Annotated in this window: 18 protein-coding genes; 3 read left to right on the top strand and 15 right to left on the bottom strand. The window is 68.1% G+C overall.

Annotated elements, in window-relative coordinates:
* Positions 1 to 53 precede the first annotated feature (53 nt).
* Positions 54 to 539 carry an RcnB family protein gene (locus Q5Z10_RS03080; protein ID WP_303637885.1) on the bottom strand — a complete coding sequence of 162 codons (486 nt, stop codon included), beginning with the start codon at positions 537 to 539 and terminating at the stop codon, positions 54 to 56.
* 252 nt (positions 540 to 791) lie between these two features.
* On the opposite strand from Q5Z10_RS03080, the gene ettA reads away from it, so the two are divergent.
* The 3 genes from ettA (at position 792) to Q5Z10_RS03065 (ending at position 4,946) form a co-directional block, all read left to right on the top strand.
* Positions 792 to 2,456, top strand: coding sequence for an energy-dependent translational throttle protein EttA (gene ettA / locus Q5Z10_RS03075; RefSeq protein WP_010481992.1), 1,665 nt, complete (start codon positions 792 to 794; stop codon positions 2,454 to 2,456).
* 86 nt (positions 2,457 to 2,542) lie between these two features.
* On the top strand, positions 2,543 to 3,859 hold the full coding sequence (locus Q5Z10_RS03070) for an NCS2 family permease (protein WP_303637884.1): 1,317 nt from the start codon (positions 2,543 to 2,545) through the stop codon (positions 3,857 to 3,859).
* A gap of 88 nt (positions 3,860 to 3,947) precedes the next feature.
* The gene (locus tag Q5Z10_RS03065; RefSeq protein ID WP_303637883.1) at positions 3,948 to 4,946 is read left to right on the top strand and encodes a DUF4434 domain-containing protein; all 999 of its coding nucleotides are present in this window, start codon (positions 3,948 to 3,950) and stop codon (positions 4,944 to 4,946) included.
* A gap of 3 nt (positions 4,947 to 4,949) precedes the next feature.
* On the opposite strand, the gene Q5Z10_RS03060 is transcribed toward Q5Z10_RS03065, so the two are convergent.
* The 14 genes from Q5Z10_RS03060 to Q5Z10_RS02995 all read right to left on the bottom strand — a co-directional run bounded on the left by Q5Z10_RS03060 (position 4,950) and on the right by Q5Z10_RS02995 (position 23,784).
* Complete coding sequence (locus tag Q5Z10_RS03060; protein ID WP_303637882.1) at positions 4,950 to 6,083, bottom strand: acyl-CoA dehydrogenase family protein; 1,134 nt, start codon at positions 6,081 to 6,083, stop codon at positions 4,950 to 4,952.
* Positions 6,084 to 6,087: 4 nt separating this feature from the next.
* Complete coding sequence (locus Q5Z10_RS03055; protein WP_303637881.1) at positions 6,088 to 6,774, bottom strand: alginate O-acetyltransferase AlgF; 687 nt, start codon at positions 6,772 to 6,774, stop codon at positions 6,088 to 6,090.
* Complete coding sequence (locus tag Q5Z10_RS03050) at positions 6,771 to 8,249, bottom strand: AMP-binding protein (RefSeq protein WP_303637880.1); 1,479 nt, start codon at positions 8,247 to 8,249, stop codon at positions 6,771 to 6,773. Before Q5Z10_RS03050 ends, Q5Z10_RS03055 begins: the two co-directional genes overlap by 4 nt.
* Before the next feature lie 50 nt (positions 8,250 to 8,299).
* Positions 8,300 to 8,533, bottom strand: coding sequence for an acyl carrier protein (locus tag Q5Z10_RS03045; RefSeq protein ID WP_303637879.1), 234 nt, complete (start codon positions 8,531 to 8,533; stop codon positions 8,300 to 8,302).
* Positions 8,534 to 8,549: 16 nt separating this feature from the next.
* The gene (locus Q5Z10_RS03040; RefSeq protein WP_303637878.1) at positions 8,550 to 10,130 is read right to left on the bottom strand and encodes an MBOAT family O-acyltransferase; all 1,581 of its coding nucleotides are present in this window, start codon (positions 10,128 to 10,130) and stop codon (positions 8,550 to 8,552) included.
* A gap of 13 nt (positions 10,131 to 10,143) precedes the next feature.
* On the bottom strand, positions 10,144 to 11,268 hold the full coding sequence (locus Q5Z10_RS03035) for an alginate O-acetyltransferase AlgX-related protein (protein ID WP_303637877.1): 1,125 nt from the start codon (positions 11,266 to 11,268) through the stop codon (positions 10,144 to 10,146).
* 3 nt (positions 11,269 to 11,271) lie between these two features.
* On the bottom strand, positions 11,272 to 12,300 hold the full coding sequence (locus Q5Z10_RS03030; protein ID WP_303637876.1) for an alginate O-acetyltransferase AlgX-related protein: 1,029 nt from the start codon (positions 12,298 to 12,300) through the stop codon (positions 11,272 to 11,274).
* Between the two features lie 21 nt (positions 12,301 to 12,321).
* A complete protein-coding gene (locus Q5Z10_RS03025; RefSeq protein ID WP_303637875.1) occupies positions 12,322 to 15,141 on the bottom strand; it encodes an NfrA family protein in 2,820 nt (939 codons plus the stop codon).
* Positions 15,138 to 17,285, bottom strand: a complete 2,148-nt coding sequence (locus Q5Z10_RS03020; RefSeq protein ID WP_303637874.1) for a glycosyl transferase family protein — start codon at positions 17,283 to 17,285, stop codon at positions 15,138 to 15,140. Before Q5Z10_RS03020 ends, Q5Z10_RS03025 begins: the two co-directional genes overlap by 4 nt.
* A 6-nt stretch (positions 17,286 to 17,291) precedes the next feature.
* Positions 17,292 to 19,496 carry a hypothetical protein gene (locus tag Q5Z10_RS03015; RefSeq protein WP_303637873.1) on the bottom strand — a complete coding sequence of 735 codons (2,205 nt, stop codon included), beginning with the start codon at positions 19,494 to 19,496 and terminating at the stop codon, positions 17,292 to 17,294.
* On the bottom strand, positions 19,493 to 20,677 hold the full coding sequence (gene wecB / locus Q5Z10_RS03010) for a non-hydrolyzing UDP-N-acetylglucosamine 2-epimerase (RefSeq protein WP_303637872.1): 1,185 nt from the start codon (positions 20,675 to 20,677) through the stop codon (positions 19,493 to 19,495). The genes Q5Z10_RS03015 and wecB overlap by 4 nt, the downstream gene beginning before the upstream one ends.
* A 133-nt stretch (positions 20,678 to 20,810) precedes the next feature.
* Entirely contained in the window at positions 20,811 to 22,010 is a 1,200-nt protein-coding gene (gene pncB, locus Q5Z10_RS03005; RefSeq protein ID WP_303637871.1) for a nicotinate phosphoribosyltransferase, read from the bottom strand.
* A gap of 83 nt (positions 22,011 to 22,093) precedes the next feature.
* The gene (locus Q5Z10_RS03000; protein ID WP_303637870.1) at positions 22,094 to 22,933 is read right to left on the bottom strand and encodes a glycosyltransferase family 2 protein; all 840 of its coding nucleotides are present in this window, start codon (positions 22,931 to 22,933) and stop codon (positions 22,094 to 22,096) included.
* A complete protein-coding gene (locus tag Q5Z10_RS02995; protein WP_303637869.1) occupies positions 22,930 to 23,784 on the bottom strand; it encodes a glycosyltransferase family 2 protein in 855 nt (284 codons plus the stop codon). Before Q5Z10_RS02995 ends, Q5Z10_RS03000 begins: the two co-directional genes overlap by 4 nt.
* Positions 23,785 to 24,169 lie beyond the last annotated feature (385 nt).

Below are 24,169 nucleotides of genomic sequence, written 5' to 3'. Positions count from 1 at the left end.
AGGGGTCGGATTCCTTCCCTCCTGCAGGGAAGGGCTCCGACCCCGTTGCCCTGTCAGCGGTTGTTGATGATGTAGTCGGCGATGATGCCGGTGGCCACGGCCACCAGCAGCATGTTGCCGCGGTCATCGCGGATCCAGTGGTGGCCGTACGGCGGGCGGCGCAGGTGGTAGCGCGGGTAATCGTTCACCACGTAGATCGGGCCGCGGTAGTAATCGCGGTAGCGGTGCCCACGCTGCCAGCCGTAGCCCGGGCCATAGCCGGGGCGGTAGACCACGCGCGGGGGCGGCGCGGGGTGGTAATAGCGGCGATCGTGATCGCGGTGCCAGTCGCGGCGGGCATCGCGGCGATCACGCTCATAGTCGCGACGGGCCTCGCGGATGTCGCGCCGGTACTCGCGACGGTCCTCACGGCGGTCCTCGCGCCATTCGCGGCGGTCGTGGCCGCGCCGATGATGGTCGTCGTCGGCGAAGGCCGGGGCGACGGCGGCAAAGGCCAGCACAGAGGCCACGGCTCCGGCCATTACTCGATTGATGCGCATGTCAGACCTCTGCTTGGGTGGGTGGTGAGCCCATATTGCGCAGCGGATCTGAACCGTTTCCGGCTGGAAACGCTTCCCGCGGCAGGACTGTGACCGGGTATTCAGGGCGCGGCCAGCCGCAGCGGCCTGTGGCGGCGCGGGCGGCAGCCGGTTCCGGCTATAATTGGCGGTATTCCATTCAGTCTGTGCCCGCTGCCGCAACGGGGAGTTCCCGTGACGGGCCGGGCGCAGGGTCGCGCCTACGGAGACCTCATGTCCTCGCAATACATCTACACCATGAACCGCGTGTCCAAGGTGGTCCCGCCCAAGCGGCAGATCATCAAGGACATCTCGCTGTCCTTCTTCCCGGGCGCGAAGATCGGCCTGCTGGGCCTGAACGGCGCCGGCAAGTCCACCGTGCTGAAGATCATGGCCGGCGTGGACACCGATTTCGAGGGCGAAGCCCGCCCGCAGCCGGGCATCAAGGTCGGCTACCTGGCGCAGGAACCGGAGCTGGACCCGACCAAGACCGTGCGTGAAGCGGTCGAGGAAGGCGTGGGCGAAGTGCTGCAGGCCCAGGCCGCGCTGGAAGCGGTGTACGCCGCCTATGCCGAGGAAGGCGCCGACTTCGACGCGCTGGCCAAGGAACAGGAGCGCCTGGAGGCGATCCTGGCCGCAGGCGATGCGCACACCCTGGAGAACCAGCTGGACGTGGCCGCCGATGCGCTGCGCCTGCCGCCGTGGGATGCCGTGGTCGGCAAGCTGTCCGGTGGTGAAAAGCGCCGTGTGGCGCTGTGCCGCCTGCTGCTGCAGAAGCCGGACATGCTGCTGCTCGACGAACCGACCAACCACCTCGACGCCGAGTCGGTGGAGTGGCTGGAACAGTTCCTGGCGCGCTACACCGGCACCGTGGTGGCCGTCACCCATGACCGCTACTTCCTGGACAACGCCGCCGAGTGGATCCTGGAGCTGGACCGTGGCCGCGGCATTCCGTGGAAGGGCAACTACACCGACTGGCTGACCCAGAAGGATGAGCGCCTGAAGCAAGAAGACAACCAGGAAAAGGCCCGCCAGAAGGCGATCCAGAAGGAACTGGAGTGGTCGCGCCAGAACGCCAAGGGTGGCCGCACCAAGGGCAAGGCCCGTCTGGCCCGCCTGGAAGAGCTGCAGTCGGTCGATTACCAGAAGCGCAACGAGACCAATGAAATCTTCATCCCGCCGGGCGAGCGCCTGGGCAATGCGGTGATGGAGTTCAAGAACGTCTCCAAGAAGTTCGGCGACCGCCTGCTGTTCGACAACCTGAGCTTCCTGGTGCCGGCCGGCGCCATCGTCGGCATCATCGGCCCGAACGGCGCCGGCAAGTCGACCCTGTTCAAGATGATCACCGGCCAGGAAAAGCCGGATACCGGCGAGATCGTGGTCGGCCCGACGGTGAAGCTGTCCTACGTGGACCAGAGCCGCGACGCGCTGGAAGGCAACCACAACGTCTTCCAGGAAATCGCCGGCGGCCTGGACATCCTCAACATCAACGGCATCGAGATTCAGTCGCGCGCCTACATCGGCCGCTTCAACTTCAAGGGCCAGGACCAGCAGAAGATGGTCGGTTCGCTGTCCGGTGGTGAGCGTGGCCGCCTGCACATGGCCAAGACCCTGCTGCAGGGTGGCAACGTGCTGCTGCTCGACGAACCGTCCAACGACCTGGACATCGAAACCCTGCGTGCGCTGGAAGATGCGCTGCTGGAGTTCCCGGGCAACACCTTCGTCATTTCGCATGACCGCTGGTTCCTGGATCGCATCGCGACCCACATCCTGGCGTTCGAAGGCGACTCGCACGTGGAGTTCTTCCAGGGCAACTACCGCGAGTACGAAGAAGACAAGCGCCGCCGCATGGGCGACGACGCCGCGCCCAAGCGCCTGCGCTTCAAGGCGCTGAAGTAAGAAAGGCAACCGGAAAGGCCGCGCTCGCGCGGCCTTTCTCCTTTGTGGGTCGCCCGCTTGCTGGCGACACCTCCATGAGAATCCCCATGTCCCTGTTCGAACGCCTGTTCCAGCTGCAGCAGCACGGCACCACCGTGCGCACCGAGCTGCTGGCCGGTGTGACCACCTTCCTGACGATGTCCTACATCGTCTTCGTCAATCCCGAGATTCTCGGAACCACCGGCATGGACGCCGGGGCGGTGTTCGTGGCGACCTGCCTGGCCGCTGCGCTGGGTTCGGTGGTGATGGCGCTGGCGGCCAATTTCCCGGTCGGCATGGCCCCGGGCATGGGCCTGAATGCCTTCTTCGCCTTCACCGTGGTCGGCGCCGCCGGCCTGCCCTGGCAGCAGGCGCTGGCAGCGGTGTTCATTTCCGGCCTGGTGTTCCTGGTGCTGTCGCTGACCGGCGTGCGGGCCTGGCTGGTATCGGGCATTCCGGCATCGCTGCGCTCGGCGATCGTGGCCGGCATCGGCCTGTTCCTGGCCATCATCGCCCTGCAGAAGTCCGGCGTGATCATCGGCAACGAAGACACGCTGGTGGCACTGGGCCCGCTGAACACCGCGCCGCCGCTGCTGGCGCTGGGTGGTTTCCTGCTGATCGCGATCCTGGAAGCGCGCCGCGTGCGCGGTGCGATCCTGATCGGCATCCTTGCCGTGACCGCTGCCGGCTGGGCGCTGGGCGATCTGCAGTACCACGGCCTGGTCTCGCTGCCGCCCAGCCTGGCGCCGACCTTCCTGCAGCTGGACCTGCCCGGCCTGCTGCACCACAACGGCGGTGCGCCGATCGCGGTGCTGCTGCAGGTGGTGCTGGTGTTCGTGCTGGTGGAAGTGTTCGATGCCACCGGCACGCTGTACGGCGTGGTCGGCCGTGCCGGCCTGCTGAAACTGCCGGGCGCGCAGAAGCGCTTCGGCCGCGCGCTGCTGGCCGACAGCACCGCCATCGTGGCCGGTTCGCTGCTGGGCACCAGCAGCACCACCGCCTTCGCCGAGAGCGCCTCGGGCGTGCAGGTCGGTGGCCGCACCGGCCTGACCGCGCTGGTGGTGGCCGCGCTGTTCCTGGCTGCACTGCTGTTCTCGCCGCTGGCGGCGATGGTGCCCAGCTATGCCACCGCCCCTGCCCTGCTGTTCGTGGCCGGGCTGATGCTGCGCGAACTGGTCGAAGTGGACTGGAGCGACCTGACCGAATCGGTGCCGGCTGCACTGTGCGCGCTGGCGATGCCGTTCACCTATTCGATCGCCAACGGCCTGGCATTCGGCTTCATCGCCTATGCCGCGCTGAAGGCCGGCACCGGCCGCTGGCGCGAGGTGCACCCGGCGGTGTGGCTGGTGGCGGCGCTGTTCGTGCTGCGCTACGCGCTGGAATAAGCGGCGAGGACCGCCGGCCAGCGGCCGGCACTCCCGGACGGTGCGCGCGGTTCACCCGCTGCGCACGGTGCTCTGGGATGATGGGCGCATGTCATCGCCTGTCCTGCCAACCGATCCGTCTTCGCCGCTGCGCCGGCGCCTGCTGCGTGCGGCACTGCTGACGCCGTTGGCCGGTGCGCTGGCCACCCTGCCGGGCTGTTCGTTGCCCGAACAGGTGGATGGCACGTTCCTGCAGCCGTGGCGCAGTCACCTGCAGTGGGCCATGAGCGATTGGCAGCGCTCGCTGCAGCTGGCACGCAAGCTGGGCTGCCGGCAGCTGGTACTGCAGTGGACCGGCATCATCGGCGGCGCCGAAGGTGACTGGCAATTGCCCGACAGCAGCGTGCGGATGCTGTTCACTGCGGCCGCCGAGGCCGGCATCCGCATCCGTGTCGGGCTGCCGTTCCAGCAGCGCTGGTGGCAGGCGATCGGCGCTGATGACAGCGCACTGCAGACGTTCTTCGCCGACAGCCTGGTGCAGGCGCGCAGCTGGCTGGCGCAGGCGCCGTGGGCACGGCTGCAGGCCTTCAACGGCTGGTACGTGCCCTACGAACTGGAGCAGTACCACTGGGCCGACCCGGGCCGCCAGCAATGGCTGGCGCAGTGGCTGCATGGCCTGCAGCAGGCTGCCAGTGACCGCGGGGGCGACTGCGCGGTGTCCTGCTATTTCAGCCGCCTGCAGACCGACGGCAACCTGGTGACGCTGTGGGATGCGGTGCTGGCGCAGGCGCCGCTGCGGCCGATGGTGCAGGACGGGGTGGGCGTTGCCGGCGCCGGCAACGTGCAACAGCTGCAACCGCTGCTGCAGCACCTGCGTACCCGCGGCGTTGCGTTCGATGCCATCGTCGAGCTGTTCCGCGAACTGCCCGGCGGCAACAGCGACGGCACCCAGTTCAAGGGCGAGACCGCCGATGCCGCGCGCATCGAGCGGCAACTGGACTGGGCCCGCGGCAGTGGTGCCGAACAGGTGCTGGTGTATGCGCTGGACCCGTGGCTGTCCCAGGACACGCCCGAAGCGGCGGCCCTGCGCAGGCGCTGGGGACTGTAGGCGCTACAGCGAGCGACCGATGAGATCGCGCAGAATTTCGCTGGTTCCACCAAAGATGCGCAACGCGCGGGCATCGGCCCAGGCCCGTCCAATCCCGTACTCACTGCTGTAGCCGTAACCGCCGTGCAGCTGCACCAGGTCATCCAGCACCCTGCCCTGCAGTTCGGTGGCGTTGAGCTTGGCCATGGCTGCGCGGGTCGTGTCCAGTCGCCCGTGCATCTGTTCGTGCAGGCACTGGTCGAGGAAGCTGCGCAGCATCGCCAGCTGCGCGGCGGCCGAGGCCAGCACGAAGCGCGTGTTCTGATGATCGATCAGCAGCCGACCGAACGCCTTGCGCTGGCGCACGTAAGCCACGGTTTCGGCCAGCATGCCCTCGGCCGAGGCGGCCGCGCGCAGGGCAATGGCCAGGCGTTCGGCGGCCAGCTGCTCTTCAAGGTAGGCAAAGCCACGCCGCTCTTCGCCCAGCAGGTGGTCGGCCGGCAGCAACACGTCTTCGAAGAACAGTTCAGTGGTGTCCTGCGCGTGCTGCCCGATCTTGGCCATCGGCGGGCCGCGGCTGACCCCGGGCGCGCCGAGATCGACGCAGAACAGGCTCAGGCCTCCGGCTCCGAGTTCGGGTGCCACCGTGGCCACCACCACCGCGACATCGGCATTGCTGCCGTTGGTGATCCAGGTCTTCTGCCCGTTCAGGCGGTAGCCGCCGTCCACTACGTCGGCACGGGTGCGGAGGGACTTCAGATCACTGCCGGCGTTGGGCTCGGTCATTGCGATCGCACCGATCGCCTCTCCGCGCGCCATCTTCGGCAACCACGCATCACGCACGCCCGCTGTGCCGTACTGCATCAGATAGGGCGCGACCATGTCCGAATGGATCGAGAAGCCGATGCCGAGGAAATTCGCGCGCGCCAGCTCTTCGATCACGCAGGCGGCATGCCCATAGTCGCCGCCCAGGCCGTAGGGCTCGGGCAGCTGGCAGTTGAGCAGGCCGGCCTCCCCCGCGGCGCGCCATAGCAAGCGCGGGGTGATGCCATCACGCTCCCACTGCGGGTAATGCGGAGCAATCTGCGTTTCGATGAAACGACGGACCTGTTCGCGGAACAGGTCGTGGTCATCGCGGAAGACCTGGCGCTGCACCATGGGATCAGCGACCTACCGGGTCGGTGCCGCTGAGCTGGCCCTGCAGCACCGGTGCGCTGGCGCTGCCGGTGAGGAACAGGCTGTAGTGGTCGCCGGGCTGCAGTGCCGGAAGTTCGACCGCGTTGCTGCTCCTGCCGCCACAGGCGGCCACCAGCCGCGCCTTGACGGGATTGATGCCGCGCGCGGCGCTGGCGCCGGCGGCAACGGCGGGGAACACCACGGCGCCCTTGTCGGCCATCGCCAGCGAGCCCTGCGCGCAGCTCCCGGCCAGGTTGTAGAAACGTATCTCGGCCTTCAAGGCATCGCTGGTGCCGCCGCCGTCCTGCAGCACGGCCACCGGCCTGGCGGGCGCAGCCGCGTCCAGCACCAGGGTGCTGAAGCTGCCGGCAGCGACTGCCGGCTGGGTGCGCGCCTTGCCGGCCACGCGCACGGCGAACGGCTTGCCGCCTTCGACGATGGCATAGCGGGTGGCCCGGGCGGCCGGCCCGATGCTCTGGTCGGCGCCGTTGGCGATACCGGCCTTGAGCACGCTGCTGCCGGGATTGAGCACGCGCACGAACGCCGAGCCGGCAGGCGGACGCGCCGCATACAACTGCGCCAGGCGCCCTTCCGGTGCTGCCTGCTGGGCGGATGCTGCGTACGGCGACAGCAGCAGGGTGGCGGCGATCAGCGATGTCAACGTGGTATTCATGCAGGTTTCTCCGTCGTGCGGAGCGTGCGCGCCAGGGCCTGGTAGCGCTGCTCCAGTTGCTTGCGATCGACCTTGTTGCTGATCGTCTGTGGCAGGGTATCCACGGCGAACAGCTCGGAAGGAATCATATAGGGCGGCATCCAGGCTTCAAGCTGCGCCTTCCAGTCGGCCAGCGCATCGGGTACGCGCTGCAGTTGGCCCGGTTGGGGGTGCGCCGGTTCGACGAAGCCGATCATGCGTACCAGGGAACCATCGGGCCGGCGCAGCACCACCGCGGCACCGGCGACCACGCCCGGCAGCCGGGCCAGGCCAACGTCGACCTCGGCCAGTTCGATGCGGTAGCCGTTGAGCTTGATCTGGTCGTCGCGGCGGCCACGGAAGTAGAACCGCCCCTGCTCGTCCTGGTCGCCCAGATCGCCACTGCGATACGCGCGCTTGCCGTTGTGCTCGAACAGCACGCCGGCATCCAGGTCGGGCCGTTCCAGATAACCACGCATCACGTGGTCGCCGGCCATGCAGATCTCGCCGTCGCGCAGGAACACCTCTGCATACGGTTTGCCGATGCCGATCGGGAACGGGTTGGGCGCGGCCGCACGCAGCGCCGGATCGATCTCCACCCAGGTGGTTGAACAGGTCGCTTCGGTGGGACCGTAGGAATTGATGATGCGCACCTGCGGGAAGCGCGCCCACAGTTCTTCGGCCACGCGTGGCGTGAGCGATTCGGCGCCGAACACGAACACGCGCAGGTCCGGCAGGTGCGCCGCGTCGAAGCGCGGATTGAGCATCTGCTGGCGCACGAACGAGGGCGTGGAGGCCCACACCGCCACCTGTGAATCGCGCAGATGGTCGATGAAGTGCTCGCTGCTGGCGATGACCTCGCGCGGGCACAGCACGCAGCAACCGCCGAGCCCGAGCGCGCCACACAGGTCGAACAGCGAGAAGTCGAAGCTGAAGAGCATCTGGTTCATCAACGCCGGCGCCGGCCCCAGCGCCAGGCAGTCGCGGATCCAGCCGGTGAACAGGGCGACGCTGTCGCGCCCGATCTGCACGCCCTTGGGATCGCCGGTGCTGCCGGAGGTGAACATGATGTAGGCCAGGTCCGGCACCGCCAGCGCACGCGGCGCATCGGCGCCGGGAAGGAAGGCATCGGCGGCAGCATCGTAGATCGCCCGTGCATGCACCAGAGCGGTGATGCGCTGCAGGCGGGCCGGCGGGTTGATGTTGTCCACCGGCACGTAGGTCACGCCCATGCCCAGGCAGCCGAGCATGGCGACCACGAAGGCCGATTCCTTGTGCCCGGAAATCACCAGCGCGTCACCCGGCCTGATGCCGGCAGCGCGCGCGCGATCACTCCAGTTCAAGGTGGCGCGGTGCAGGCCGACCCAGTCCAGCACGCCGTCGGCAGCGTGCAGGGCGGGCGCCTGCGGAGCGACCTCCAGATCGGCGAAGCAACCGTGCTCGAAATCGAAGTACATCGCGCAATCTCCGGCGCTGTTGAAGAGGTGTAGAGCCCAGCCAAGCGCGATCAGCGCGGGCTGTGCTCGGCCACGTAATCGGCCAGCACCTGCACCGAGTCGACCAGGGCATCGATCTCGTCCACCGGCAGGGTCACGCCAAGGCGATCCTTGACCTCGACCATCAGCTGGACCTTGGACATGGAGTCGAACAGCGACTCCATGTATTCGTCGGCCTGCACGCGGGTGCCGATCACCGATTCGATGATGTCGATCAGCTGGTTCTGGAGCGTCTGCTTGTCCATGTTGGAATCCACCTTGTCAGAACTGGAAGTAAAGGAATCGGGTTTCTTTGTGCAGGTTGAGCAGGCACAGGGCCAGCAGCACCAGCATCACCAGCAGCCATGCCAGGTTCGGCTGCCAGCGCATCCACGCGCGCGGCGCCGGGCTGGGCTTGGCCAGCGAGGGCGAATACACGCCCATGATCTGGTGCGCGTTCGGCGCCAGCCAGACGATGGCCAGCGCCACCACGATGTACAGCACCTGCAGGTGATGGCCCAGCAGCAGGCGCGCGCCGTCGGCCATGCCCATGCCGGCAAGGTGGCCCAGGTTCTCCATGCTTTCCCAGCCACGCACGCCGAACATGCCCTGCACCAGCTGCCAGGCATCCTGCACGCCGTCGGCGCGGAAGAACGCCTGTGCCACCAGTACCGCACCGAAGGTGAGCAGCACGTAGCCGGCGTGCTGGAAGGGATTGAGCGTGCGCATCGCCGCTGGCTTGCGGCCGCCGACGAACACCCGCCAGGCATGATTGACCGCCAGGTAGCCCGCATGCAGCAGGCCGAAGATCAGGAACTGCAGGCCCGCGCCGTGCCAGATGCCGGCCAGGCCCATCGCCCACACCGTGGGCAGCACGATCATCGAGAAGAAGCCGCCGGCCGAGGCCACTGCCGCCGGGCCGGTGGCGCGGCCATGGCGGCTGCGCCAGCGGGTCACCGCCATCGCCACCGGGTAGTACAGGTAAGCGGTGATGTAGCGGGTCAGCGTCATGTGCCAGCGCGCCCAGAAATCGATGATGCTGGTGGCCTTGTACGGCGAATTGAAATTCAGCGGGAAGCGGATGCCGAACATGCGCGCCAGGCCCAGCGCCATGTCCGAGTAGCCGGAGAAATCGAAGTACAGCTGCAGCGCATAGCTCAGTGCAGTGGCCCATGCGCCCCAGAACTGCAGCTCCCCGGTGGAGGCGAACCCGGCATCGGCGTAGGGCGCGATGGTGTCGGCCAGCAGCACCTTCTTGGCCAGGCCGATGACGAACAGCATGCCGCCGATGGAGAGGTTCTCGGCCTGGAAACGATAGGTTTCGCGCTTGCTGAACTGCGGCATCATCTCCTTGTGGTGCAGGATCGGGCCAGCGATCAGGTGCGGGAAGAAGGTCACGAACAGCACGTAGCTGAGCGGGCTGCGGTCGTTGACCACGCCGGCGCGGCAATCGAGCAGGTAGCCGATCTGGGTGAAGGTGAAGAAGGAGATGCCCAGTGGCAGGATCAACGCGTCCATCGGGCCGACGTTGAAGCCCAGGTCGTGGACGAAGGTCACCATCGCCGCGAAGTACTTGTAGTGCACCAGCAGCAGGATGTCGGCGGCAACGCCGAATGCCGTGGCCAGCAGCTGCAGGCGCGGTCGCCTGGCCAGGGCCAGGATCAGCAGGCTGACCAGGTAGTTGAAGACGATCGATCCTGCCAGCAGGATCACGAACTGCGGATTCCACCAGCCATAGAACACGATCGAGGCCACGCACAGCCACAGCGCGGCCAGGCGGGGCTGCAGCGCGCCCAGCAGGTAGTGCACGCCCAGCGCGATCGGCAGGAAAACCAGCAGGAACAGGAAGGAGTTGAACAGCATGGTCGGTCGGCGCTCAGTCGATACCGGCCAATGCCTTCTGCTCGCCTTCGGTCAGCGGCAGGGACAGGGCCATTTCGGAGAATTCCCAGATCACCAGTTTCACGGTGGGCGGCCACGTCGCCTGCTGCGGCAGCGCCGCCAGCAGCGCGCCGGAGAACTGGCCCCCATCCATGCTCTGGTTCCAGACTTCGCGCCCAAGGCCGTGGCCCAGGCGTTCGGCGAACAGGCTGCGGCGGCCGTTGGAGCTGCCCAGCAGCAGCACCTCCACCGGCGGCGTGTCATCCAGCAGGCCGCCGCTACGGATCGGGGCGATGACCTGCTCCGGCTCCAAGTCCAGCGGTGGCCGCCAGGCGGTCGGTGCGTGTTCCAGCCCGGCCAGCACGATCAGGTCCCCCATGCGCGGCTTCGGTGTACCGGGTGCGCCGACCTCGAAGGCCTGGGTGCCCGGCCCGCCCAGCATCGGCAGCGCGGCCGCCGTGACCGCATCGGCGGCGCGTTGCGCACCAACGCGGTTCATGTGCACATCGGTGCGGAAGAACACCGGCACGTCCTGCCCGGCCAGCACCGGCAGCAGGTCCACGCTCGGCACCCGGGCCTGCGCCAGCGCCTGCTGCCACTGCCCGTAGCGTGCCCGCATCGGTTCGGAATAACGCAGGCCACAGGTGTGCGCCTGCTCGATGCGCGACTTGTCCGGCACCACCACCACCAGCAGCTGCGCGCCGTTGGCCTGCAGCTGCTGCGACCAGTGCTGCATCAGCCGGATGCGGTCCTTGAACACCTGTGCGCCGGCGCCGGGCGGCGGGCGCAGGCCGTCGCGGTAGAACAGCCAGTCCGGGCAGCCCAGCGCGACCTGCTCGCCGAGATCGCCCAGCAGCCGGTAGCGCAGCGCGGCGCCGACCAGATCACCCTGGGCCTGGATCGGCAGCCGCAACGCCTGGTTGATCGCCTGCCCGGCCTCGCCGTCGGCCCACTTGGACGGCAGCAGTTTTTCCGCCGGCAGCTTGGCGTTGGCCAGCATCCAGCCGCCGGCGCAGATACCGGCCAGCAGCAGCGCCGCCACCACCACCGCGCTCAATCGATGCGCGCGCGGTGGGGCAGCAGGTGGCAGGGGCGCAGGCGCCCCGGGACGGGCATTCATCGGTTACTGCCCCAGTGCCTTGTGCAAGCGTGCCTTCCACTGTTCGGGGGTCATGATCGACGCGTTGTCCCACTGGCCGCGTGCATCCGGGCCCTGCGGGTAGGACGGCTCGAACATCTGCCAGACCAGCACCTGCGGCTTGTTCTGCTTGAACTCCGCCGATTCCAGGTATTCCAGCAGCATCACCCAGTGGCCGACGTTGCCCGGCTTCCAGTTCACCGATACCGGGCGGTCGAGCAGGTTGGACAGCTTCTGCGGGAAACCGAAATAGGGCTGGACCATGCTGTGGCCGGTGACATGCACCGGTGCCGGCGCATCATCCAGCAGCGACTGCTGTTCGGCCTGGCGGCGCACGGTGAACGTATCGCGGCCGATCGCCTTGCGTTGTTCGTCGGTGAGGAACAGCTCGGCCAGGTCGCCGAAACGGCGCTCCTTGATCTCGCTGCCCAGCGCCATGCCGCTGCCGGCCTGGCCGGCCAGGGTCGGCACCTGTTCCTTGACCCTGGCGGCAACCGCGCTGGCCACCGCGTCGGCAGCAGGCTGGGTCCAGTGCTGATCGCTGCGATAGAACACATCCACCCCGCCCTGCTTGACCTGGCGCATCGCCTGCAGCGCGTCCACGGCCGGTACCTGCGCCTTCGCCAGGCCGTCCAGCTCCAGTGCGTAGCGGCCCCGCACCGCGTCACCCAGGCGTTTGCCATCCGGCAGCTTGTCTTCATAGAACAGCGCCTTGTCCGGCAGCACCAGCACCTGCAGCTTGACCCCGGCGGCCGCCAGCGTGCGCTGTGCCTCGGCAATGAGTGCGGTGTTGCGGGCAATGGCAGCGGAATCCACCTCGGTCAGGCTGCCCCAGGCAGGGAACAGCCAGCCATCCTTGCCGGTCAGCACGATGGACGAATCCTGGTTGGCTGCAACCGGAGCAGCAGGCGCCTGCGCCTGCACGGTGCCGGCCATTGCCAGCGCACACAGCGCGGCCAGCAGCAGCGCGCGCGGGCGGCGCGCGGATCGGGGAATGGGGTTTACAGGCGTCATCTGCAGTTCCTTCATGCGGCGTCAGTAGTACAGGGTGGCGGTAGCGAACAAGCCCTTGGCACGTTGGGTATCTCCGCCGCCGATGGCGAAGCGGTAGGACACCGACAGATCCAGGTAGGAGCGTGCCGCGTGGTAGTGGTCTTCACGGAACCAGTAGCGGACGCCCAGGCCCGGACCGGCGCCGAGGGACCAGCTGCGCTCGGTGTCGGACAGGGCGAACGACTGCGGCCCGATGCCGGGGTAGTCGATGCCGCGTACGCGCGAGCGCTGGTCCTGCCAGTCCGCACCCAGCACCAGGTACGGGGTCAGCAGCCAGCGTGTCTGATCGGCGCCGAAGCGGTAGTTGCGGCCGGCACGCAGTTCGGCAGCGGCAAAGGCCTGCTGGCGGCGCAGGCGGCCGCTGGATTCGCTTACGCGCTGCGACGGGGCACCGTTGGCATCGAGTGCGTCGACGGTGAAGTGGGCGCGATTGTCGTCCCAGCTCAGGCCGGCCTGGGCATAGCCGCTGACCGTCCACCACTGGGTGACATCGGTGCGCATGCCGGTGCCGTTGTAGAACCCGTAGGTGGCGTAGGTCATCCAGCCGCCGGCACTGTCGTTCAAGCGGTAGCGGGCGAGCAGGTTGGCCTGCAGCGGGCGCTCGGATTCGATCTGGATCTGGCAGCGGATGGCCGCCGAGTCGGCGTAGATACCGCCGCGCCGGGTCGCACTGCCCAGGAACTGGCGGCGTTCCAGGCCGACGCTCAGGCCGGTCTGGCCGAACGCATAGCGCACCCCGAACGAACCGACGGTGGACGGCCAGCCGGCGATGGAACGCGAGCGGCTGAGGCGCTCGGCACGTTCGCGGTTGTCCGGCGTTGCCTGCCCGGTGCAGGGATCGGTGAACAGCAGCGATTCGAACGTACCGCCTTCGTCGTACAGGGTATTGGCGATGCGCGCGTAGGCTTCCAGCGTGCCGTGCTGGTTGTTGGTGGCCTGCGGCCGCCAGAACGCTTCCAGCGTTCCGAACACCGAGGCGCCAGGTGTGCTGATCGATGCGCCACCGAGATTGGTGGCGGCCTGGCGCGAGCCCCGGTAACCGGCCGAGGCGGTCACGCCCCAGGTACGCGAATAGCTGGCGATGGCGCTGCGCGTGTTGTAGCGCTGCGCCTTGTCCAACGGCAGCTGGCCAGCGTCGGCCGCGTCGATCGCACCGCGCAGCAGGGTGACGGCCTGCGGATGATCGCCGCTGGCGGCGCTGGCATAGGCCTGGTCCATCACCACGGTCTTCGGCGCCTTGCCGGTCGCCTCGGCGGCACGGAAATCAGCCAGCGCCCGGGCCGGCTCGCGCGCGGCCTGGTTGAGGTAACCGCGCTGCATCAGCAGTCCGGCATCGTCGGGATGGGTCGCCAGGGCGGTGTCCAGGCGCTGGCGCGCCTCACCCTGCTGGGCACGGTTGCCAGCGGCCAGGGTGGTGGTCAGCAGGCCCTGCAGCGGCACGCTGTCCGGTGATTCCTGCACGGCCTGGCGCGCTTCGCTGATCGCCCGCTGGTAATCCTGCCGACCATAGGCTGCGTAGGCGCGCTGCGCCGGTCCGCCTTCGCCCTGCAGATCGGCAGGCATCAGTTCGCACTGGGTGCCGTAGGGCGTGTCGCGGCATTGCTGGAACGGCGCCGGGTAGGACTGCAGCGTCAGGGTCTGGCCCGCGCGCGCAGCACGGATGGCCTTTTCGCGCTGCGCCACCGCTTCGCGGATGCCCTGCTGCGCGGAGGCGTCCACATCGGCGAGGGTGTCGCTCTGCAGGGGCGCCAGCAGGGCGCTGGCGCGGGCGCGGTCACCGGCGGCAACCGCGGCGTCCACCGCCAGCAGGCGCACGTTGCGGCGTTGCTGGTCATCCAGCCAGTCCTGCTGCAGCGCTGCATCGAAATCGGCGTTGGCCTGCACGGTGTTGCCCTGGCGCTGGCGCAGGTAGGCGCGCATCACCAGCGCGACGGTGTCGTCTGCATCGTTGTCCAAGGCCTGGTCGGCCGTGATCTCTGCTGCCGGCAGTTGCCCGTCGAGCAGTTGCGCGGTCATCAGCAACAGGCGGTGCGAGGCGACATCGGGCGCGCGTGTCACGGCTTCGCGGGCGAAGCCGACGGCCGCGCCGAAATCCTGGGCGATCAGGGCCTGGTAGCCTTCCTGGGCTGGCTTCACCGCACGTTGGCGGCCCAGCGCCACCCGCTTGGCACGCAGGTCGGCCACGTTCGGCGCACCCAGCTGCAGGGCAACCGCGGCAGCGGCGTCGGCCTGCTCAAGCTGCTGCTGCGCTTCCAGCGAGGCCACCCACAACATCGCCCACGCGCCCTGCTGCGGCTGCTGGCGGAAGGCCTGCTCGGCCTTGCTGGCGGCGATGGCCATCTGGTCGTTGTTGTAGGCGGTGTAGGCCTCGGTGGCGATCGCGAAGGCCTGCTCATAGGCGCGCTGCGCCGCGGTCTGCGGCACAGCGGGTGCGGCACGCGGGGTGCTGCGGGTGCCCGTGCGCGGGGGCGGCGCCGCGGCCAGGCCGGCCAACGCGGGATCCTTCAAGCCCGCATCCAGCGCGCGCCGCGCCTGCTGCCGGGCCTCGTCGCCGCGGCCGAGCTTCTGCAACGAATAGATCTGCAGCAGCCGCAATCGCACCACATCCGGCCGCAGCCGCGAGGCTTCGGTGGCCTGCCGATAGGCGCTGCTGTAGTCGCCGCGGTCGTAGGCCGCAAAGGCCTGCTCGGCCAGCCGGTAGGCCGGGCCGGACAACGGCAGGGGCGCGTCGGCCTGTGCGTACGCCGGCGCAGCAGCGGCCAGGGTGGCGGCAATGACGGCGGACAACAGCGTGGTCTTCATGCCGATACAACTCCTGGAGGCGGCGACTGCAGCAACGCCGCGCGGCGGCGCTGCTCCTGCATGGCCTGGGCGATGGCCTCTTCGGTAGCGATGCCCTTGGTCACCAGGTAGTCGCCAATGCGGCCATCACGCTGTGGCTTGTACTCATCCAGCGCGATCTCGAAGCGAGCGTGGTCGATCAGGCGCATTTCCACCAGCAGGTCACCCAGCAGCGGCACGGTGTCGATGCGCCACTGTTCGGCACCACCGATCAGGCGCAGGCCGGCGTTGATCTCGCTTTCGCGGGCCACGCTCTGTTCGACATGGGCGCTGCCGGTTTCCTGCTTGAGCAGGGCCACGGCCGGTTCGGACAACGGATTGGCCACCGCCAGGCGCAGGGTGCCTTCCTGCAGCGGCGGCAGCGGCAGCATGCGCCATTGCACGCAGGCATCGACGCTCACCGGGAAGCTGCCCGAGCCCAGGTAGTCGACATCGATCACCGCACGCTGCAGGTCACCCTGGAAGGCGATCGCTTCGGCCAGGGTTTCATCATCCAGCCAGCCCTGCGACAGCAGGATGCGGCCCAGGGGCTGCTGACGCCCGCCCTGCTGCTGCCGCAGCGCCTCTTCCAGGCGCTCGGGTTCGACCGCCTGCCAGGTGGTCAGCAGTTCTCCCAGGCGCTTGCGTGTCTGCACCAGCGCCGAGGCATCCGGGAAATCGTGCATGGTCTTGTCCCAGACCATGCGCTTGCCGAACAGCAGGTAGGCCAGGAACATCCGCCAGGCACGCGCAGTGGCCATGAAATTGACCATGTTGCCGACCACCATGCGCGGAATCGACATCAACGCGTGCTCCCAGCCATACAGCCGGTTGACGAAGTAGAAGCGCTGCACCACGCGGGTCGCCAGCGCAGCGGTGGTCAACAGCGCGACGTTCATCTGCCAGGAACCGGCCTGGAACACGCTGGGATACTGCAGATTCCAGACACCGGTCACCTTCAGCACCCAGAACAGCAGCAACTGCAGGAAGATCAGGTAGGCGATGATGCTGACGAACGAGGTGACGATGCCCTTGCGGTCGCGCGCCAGCAGGTACTTGGTCGCCAATGAGCCGCGCCAGCCCAGCGTCTCCCAGCTCTGCAGGCCGATGCCCAGCACCCAGCGCGCCTTCTGCCGGTACGAGGCGCGGAAGTTGTCGGGGAAGTACTCGCGCACGCACAGCGCCATCTGCTGGGTGCGCTCGCGCACCGGTCCCCACCCGAACCACGACGGACGCCGCACCAGGAACTGCACCGGGAAGCGGGCGAAGATCGAATGCATGCCCATCGCCGCCAGGCGTGCGCCGACGTCGTAGTCCTCGGTCAAGCTGTCGGTGTTGAACGGCTGGTTGTCGGTGGCTGCGCTCAGCGCCAGCAGGGCCCTGCGCGAGAAACAGGTGCCGACGCCGGCCGAGGGCACCATGCCGGACACGCTTTCGCGCACCACCAGGTCCTTGGCATGCCATTCGGCGAACTCGTCCATGTACACGCCGGCCACCAGCTCGTACCACTCGCGGTCCAGCGAGGTCACCGGCAGCTGGATCATGTCCTTGCGCGGCAGCAGGTAGTTGAAGAAGCGCAGCTCCATCGGGTGCAGCACGTCTTCGCTGTCGTGCAGGATGACGCCGGCGAATTCGATGTCGTGGCGCTTTTCGTAATCGAAGATCGCCAGGATCAGCCAGTTCAGGCAGTCGGCCTTGCTGGTCGGGCCATCGTGCGGCACTTCCACCCGGCGCAGGCGCTTGTAGCGCCGGCGCATGCGCTCCACTTCGTCGATGGTCGCCTGGTCGTTGGGATAGGTCCCCACGAACACCACGTACTCGCGGTAGTCGAGCACATCGATCATGTTCTCGACCATCTGCGCGATGACGTCGTACTCCATCCACGCCGGCACCATGATCGCCAGCGGCTGTTCGGGCCGCTGCAGCAGGTCCTGCTGGGTCAGCGGCCTGTACTCGCGGCGCTTCTTGACGGTCAGCGTGCGCCAGCCTTCCCGCACCCAGTACCAGAGATCGATGAACAGGTCATCAAGGCTGGAGATCAGGATCAGCACGGCAACCGCCGCCGCCACCGTTTCCAGGGCGGCGTAATAGTTGGCCAGCTGGATGTTCCAGAACAGACCGTCCACGGCGGATCAGTGACCGCTGTTGGCGGACTTGCGACGGCGGCGGATCTGGGCGACACGGGCGGCCAGCAGCGCAAGCACCACCACGCCCACCAGCACCAGCAGCCACACCATGTGCTGTTCCCACTTCGACTGCGGATTGCCTTCGTCGGCAATGCGCGAACCGTAGGGGTCCTGGCTGTCGAAATCGCGCACGACATCACTGCCGTCGATCACCGCCAGGTCGCCGCGCAGCAGGCGGAACGGTGTTCCCAGGGTCGGCCCCTGCGCACCGAGATCGCTGTACAGCACACCGATGTGGCCACCGGCCGAGGTCACCTGCACCGCAGCGGCATGCTCCAGCCCGGTCAGGTCGAGCAGCGCCTGCGGTGCGCCGGCGATGACCAGGCGGCCATCCTTCAGGCCGGCCAGGTTCACGCCCGACGGTGCCAGCCCGAAGGCCAGGTAGGGCTTGCCGGGGTTGATCGCCGCCGCGGCGTCGACCACCTTCAGTTCGGCAGCCTGCGGCGACGCGCCAACCGCACTGGCGATGGCGATGACCTTGGCCAGCGAGGCCGGCGCATCCTGCAGCCATGCCGCCGGCACGAACACTTCATTGGCATGTGCCAGCTGGCTGGCAGCACCGATGAAATCGGCGGCCAGCGTGCGCTTGGCCAGCGTCAGGTGACTGCTGGGCAGGATCGACACCGGGAACGCGGTGGCCGGGTCGTGGCAGTACGGCCGCGCCGGCTGGCGCAGGAAGCTGACGCGTACCTCGTTGCGTGCCGACAGTGCATAGGCCGGCACCTTGGCCACCAGCCGCTGCGGCTTGCCGTCGGCGGCCAGCACCTTCGCACCGAGCAGGTAATCGTTGAAATAGATCGTGGCAACCGCGCCCTGCCCGGCTGCATTGGGTGCGGCCGACACATCCAGCACGACTTCTTCGGGCAGGCGGCCATCGGCCGACAGCGCGCCCAGTTCGAAGGTCGCGCTGCGGTCACCGCGGGTGACGATGTCCTGGGTACCGGCGATATTGCCGAGGCGGCTGAGCAGCACGCGATCGCCTTCCATCACCGGCGTCCCGGCCTGCTCGACCTTCAGCGAGCGGCCCAGCGCATACTGCCGCCACTGTTCGGACAACAGCCCGGCGACCTTGCCGCCGGCAGCGGGATCGACCAGCAGCGTCGGTCGTCCGGCGATCGCCGCCACGCTGACCGAAGCATTGGCGACCGGCTTTTCGAGGGTGGCCATGTCGGTGCTGCGCCAGGTCGTGAAGGCAGCGGCGGCGTCTGCACCGGTGCCGGCAACCTGGGTGGCCAGTGCATCCAGCGCGGCGCGCACGCCGTTGCGCAGGGCGTCGCTGCCGATCATCACGTCGGCCGCCAGCGGACCGCTGTCGCGCAGGGTCAACAACGCACCCACTTCAGCCAGATCCCGGATGGCGTGCGCACGCTCGCCTGCGGCCAGTGCTGCATAGGCCGGCACGCCCTGCAGGCTGGCCGGAATGCTGATGCCACTGAGGTCGACGCTGTCGCCCACCTTCGGCAGCGCGACCACGTCGACCTGCTTGCCCCCGGTCTGCAGTGCGGCACCGATGCGCCATGCGGCATCGTAGACCGGCGCCTGCAGCGCCTTGCCATCGACCAGCAGGCGAACCCGTGGCGGCAACGCGCCCCAGGCCTTGGCGACGGTATCCACCGCACGGCCATCGAAGCGGTAGCTGAAACGCGAATCGGGCGACAGCCGCAGCACGTTGGCCGGCGCGCTCTGGTCCGCGCAGCGGTAGTCGGAAACGATCGACCACCAGCCCACGCCGACACGGACGAAACCGTTGTCACGCGGCTCACCATCGATCGCCAGCAGCTGGCTGGCATCGCCCTGCGCATCGGTGATCGAACGGGCGGCCATCGGGTCGCCATCGACCGACCACAGGCTTGAGGTACGGCCGCTGTGCCCGCGTACGTAGCGCCCGTCCAGCTGCAGCTGTGCCTCGCGGGTCGGCACGCCCACCGGCACCGGCAGATAGATTTCGCGCTGGCTCTCCTGGCCACTGAGCACCAGCGGCTGGCGGAAGCCCAGTTGGCGCAGCGTCATCTGACGGCTCACCGTGCGGTCACCGGTCCATTCGGCGAACTGGCCGGCCACGCTGTCGGCAGCGGCGGCGCTGGCCGCCGTACAGGCCAGGGCCAGCGCAGTGAGAGCAACGGGGAAGGTACGACGGCCGTTCTGGGTCATGGCGTCACTTCGTGTAGAGGAAGGGGGGCAGGGCCAGCACTGCGATGGCCTGCGGTGAATTCGGGCAGTGGGTGCCCACGCAGGGCAGCGACGATGCGCGCGCTGGCGCGGCCGTCGCCATAGGGACTGGCATCGGGGTCGAAACGGGTGGCGTGGGGCGGCTGTTGCAGTGCTGCACTGACCGCAGCGACGATCCGCTCAGGCGCGGTGCCGACCAGCGTGACGACGCCCGCCTCCACTGCTTCGGGGCGCTCGGTGACATCGCGCATCACCAGCACCGGCTTGCCCAGTGCCGGCGCTTCCTCCTGCACGCCGCCGGAATCGGTGAGGATCACGTCGGCACGCTGCATCAGGCGCACGAACCTCAGGTAGTCCTGCGGCGGCACCAGGTGCACGTTGCCGAGATTGCCCAGGTGCGCGTTGACCGGCCCCTGCACGTTCGGATTGAGGTGCACCGGGTACAGGATCTGCAGATCGCTGCGCTTGGCCAGCTCGGCCAGCGCGCGGCAGATGTTCTCGAAACCATGGCCGAAGCTCTCGCGCCGATGCCCGGTGACCAGCAGCAGGCGGCGATCGGGATCGAGCATCTGGAACGGCGCATCGGCGCTGGCACGCAGTGCCGGGTCGCGATCCAGCCGCTGCACGGTCTGCTGCAGGGCATCGATGACGGTGTTGCCGGTCACCAGGATCCTGCCGCCGAGATGCTCGCGGGCCAGGTTCGCGCGCGAACTGGCGGTGGGCGCGAACAGGAAATCGGAGACAACGTCGATCACCCGCCGGTTCATCTCTTCCGGCCACGGCCGGTGGATGTCGCCCGTGCGCAGGCCCGCTTCGACATGGCCCACCGGGATGCGATGGTGGAACGCGGCCACTGCAGCGGTCATCGCCGTGGTGGTGTCGCCGTGGACCAGCACGCGGTCCGGCTTCACTTCGGTGTACAGCGCATCCAGCCGCTCGAACAGTTTCGCGCACAGGCCGTTGAGGGTCTGGTTGGGCACCATCACATCCAGGTCGTGGTCGGCCGTGATGCCGAACAACGCCATCACCTGGTCCAGCATCATCCGATGCTGGCCGGTGGTGCACACGATGGATTCGATATCCGGCGCCTCACCCAGCGCCTTGACCAGCGGTCCCATCTTGATGGCCTCAGGACGGGTACCGAAAACAGAAAGAACCTTCACTGCAGAACTCCCTCAAGGCCTGCCAACATCCTGAATGGAAATCGTAAGCGATCTCGTGAAGTTCGGCCATAGAAATGTGATATACATCACAAAGATGCGCAGCAAGGTCCGCGTCACAAGCTGACGTAGCGCGTCACAACGTGGCGTCCGGCTTCTCCGCTGGCGGCAGTTCGAACACCTGGCGCAGGTAGGACAGATAGCCCGGGTCGTCGCACATGCTCTTGCCCGGCGAGTCGCTGAGCTTGGCCACCGGCTGGCCGTTGCAGCGGACCATCTTGATGACGATGTTGAGCGGGGTCGGCCCCAGGTCGTTGGTCAGGTGGGTGCCCACGCCGAACGCCACCTGGCAGCGGCCGCGGAAGTAGTCGTACAGGCGCATGACCCGCGCGATGTCCAGGCCATCGCTGAACACCAGCACCTTGCTGCGCGCGTCGACGCGGCGCTGCTGGAAATGGGCCAGCATGCGGTCGCCCCAGTCGAACGGGTCGCCCGAATCGTGGCGCACGCCGTCGAACAGCTTGCAGAAGTACATGTCGAAGTCGCGCAGGAAGGCATCCAGCCCGACCACATCGGACAGGGCGATGCCGAGGTCGCCGCGGTACTCGCGTGCCCACGATTCCAGTGCCGCCACCTGCGAATCGCGCAGGCGCGGACCGAGCGCCTGGAACGCCTGCAGGTATTCGTGGGCCATGGTGCCGTGCGGCGTCATGCCGTACAGGCGCGCGAAATGCACGTTGCTGGTGCCGACCAGTTGCGGCCCCAGCGCATCACGCAGCAGCGGCAGCAGGCGTGCATGCCAGTCGCGCGAATAGCGGCGGCGGCTGCCATAGTCGGCGATGCGGCACTGCTCGAAGCCGGGCGTATCGCGCAGCAGCGCGGCCTTGGCCTGCAGCCGGCGCTCGCCTTCGGCGAAATCGGCCGTGGTGGTATTGCGGAACCACACCTCGTTGATGATCGCCAGCAGCGGCACTTCGAACAGGATCGTATGCAGCCAGGGGCCGGTGATGTCCAGTTCGATCTCGCCCGGCACCACCTTCGAGGCACGCAGCTGGATGTACTTGCGGTCCAGGTGGAACAGGCCGAGGAAATCGGCGAAATCCGGCTTCACGAAGCGCAGCCCACGCATGTAGTCCAGCTCGGCGTCACTGAACCGCAGGCTGCACAGGTGGTCGATCTCCTCATCGATCTGATCGATGTAGCGGGCAAGGTCGATGCCGGGCGTGCGGCACTTGAAGCGATACTGGACCTGCGCGCCGGGGTGCTGGTGCAGCACCGCCTGCATCATGGTGAACTTGTACAGGTCGGTGTCGAGCAGGGACTGGATGATAGGCATGGGCGGAATTATGCGCCTGTCGGGGTGAATCAGGGTTCCCGGCCGATCCGGCGCGGCATGGCGGCGGCGTGCGGCGGCGGCGTTCAGCGCGACCTGCGCAGCAGCCTCGGAACCTGCACCAGCGCATGGGCCCAGATCGCGCCCCACACCGCCAGCCGCACCGGCCACGACCGCTGCGGCGCTTCGAACTTGCCGAAGTAGCGCCACAGCCCGCGATGCTTGTGCCATTCCACGAAGAACGGCCGCGAGCGGCTGGACACCCCGCGCACGTGGGTCACCTGCAGATCGTTGGCGATGGCCACCACCGCGCCGGCCTGGCGTACGCGGCGGCAGAGGTCCAGGTCCTCAGCATGCAGCCGGTAGCCGGCATCCCAGCCACCGATGCGGTCGAACAGCGCGCGTGGCATCAACAGCAGCGCGCCGGACAACGCCGGCACCTGCTGCAGTGGCTGCGCCGGGTCGCGCGCCACGGCCAGTCGGGCACCGCGTCCGGGCGAGCGCAGCATGGCCAGGAAATCCGGGTCGCGACGCCGCACCGCAGGATCGGGCTGGCCATGCTCGTCCACCTGCTCCACGCCCAGCAGGCTGTCGCCCACCGCCATGGCGCGGTCGCGCAGCGCCGACAGGGTATCGGCCTCGACCAGCAGGTCCGGGTTGATGAAGGCCAGCCACGGGCTGTGCGAATCGGCCACGCCCTGGTTGTTGGCGGTGGCGAAGCCCGGATTGTCCGGGTTGGCGATGAAGCGCACCCGCGGATCATGGCTGGCGTGACGCTGCACGATGTCCAGCGTGTCATCCAGCGAACCGTTGTCGATCACCCGGATCTCGGCGACATCGTGCGCCTGGCGCAGCCGGGACAGGCAGGCATCGACGGTGCTGCCGCTCTGGTAGGTCACAACGATGGCGGCAATGGCGGAATTCAAGCAGACGGCTCCAGCGGCGAGGACGACGCGAACAGGTCACCCTGGTCACGCGGCATTATCGCCTGCTGCATGCCGTGCTGCAGATCCTGGCGCAGGGCCTGCAGGGGATCGTGCATCAGGAAGTCGGCCAGGCGCGGCATCCAGCCGGGCCAGCGCGCGGCCAGCGCCTCCAGATCGCCTTCGCGACTGGGGGCTTCACCGGCACGGCTGACGAACGCGTTCTCGCACAGCACGTTGCGCCAGCCCAGGCCGGCCATGCGCAGGCTCAGATCGACCAGTGCGGCGTTCCAGCCCAGGTAGCTTTCCGCATCCAGCCCGCCGGCACGCCGGCGCGCGTTGGCCCGCAGCAGCACGGCGTGGGTCACGGCCGAAGGCAGTTCCGGGTGCAACGCGGGCAGCGCGGCGCACACGTGGGCCAGCAGCGCCGGGTCGGCCGGTTCGGGATTGAGTTCGCCCAGCCGCGGCCAGGCGGCCGTTTCCCCCACGTTGCACCAGGGCGTGGCGGTGGCGATGGCGGCGTCGCGGGCGAAGGTGGCCTGCAACTGCTGCAGCCAGCCCGGGGCCGGCACGCTGTCCGGCGCCAGCACCGCCACGTCCAGGCCATCGCAGGCGCGCAGCATTTCGTCCAGATGGGCGACCTCGCCCAGCGGCCGCGCGCGCCGCGTGTACTCGGCCTGCAAAGGGGTATGTGCCAACCAGTGTTCGACCACCGCCTGCGCACGTGGCCCGGCCTGTGCGTCATCGGCCAGCCAGATCGCCGTCCCCGCGGCGGTACCGGCATCCAGCGCGGCCAGGCAGCGGTCGAGTGCAGCATCGTCCACGCCCAGCGGCAACAACACGATCGCCCCCATCCCGCCTCCGTGGTAGTCGCTGGCGGTAGCGTAGCACCGGCAGGGCTGCGCCCTGCACCCGCAGCAACGTCAACGTCAACGTCAACGTCAAATGCCGGCATTGCGTGGGATGGCGCACCTGACCCCGATCCATTTCGATATCTGACGGAAAAATCGTGTCGACCAAGGTCGACACCTACCAACAGCCGCGTGAACCTGTCGAAGGTGGGGCGGTGTCGGAGTGCGGGGTGTCAGCCGCATGGGCCCGAGGCATGCCTCGGGCGGGTTGGGCAGGACGCCCAACCCCGGTCTTGCCGTGTGCGCAGGAACGCGCACACGAGCAAGCGGCTGCCAAGCCTACAAGGACGTACTTGCGGCGTCCCCGCAATCCGACACCGCCCCGCCC

Source organism: Stenotrophomonas sp. 704A1 (assembly GCF_030549525.1).
Taxonomy (GTDB): domain Bacteria; phylum Pseudomonadota; class Gammaproteobacteria; order Xanthomonadales; family Xanthomonadaceae; genus Stenotrophomonas; species Stenotrophomonas tuberculopleuritidis.
The sequence above is the reverse complement of the archived record's forward strand: the minus strand, read 5'-3'. Positions and strand labels throughout refer to the sequence as shown.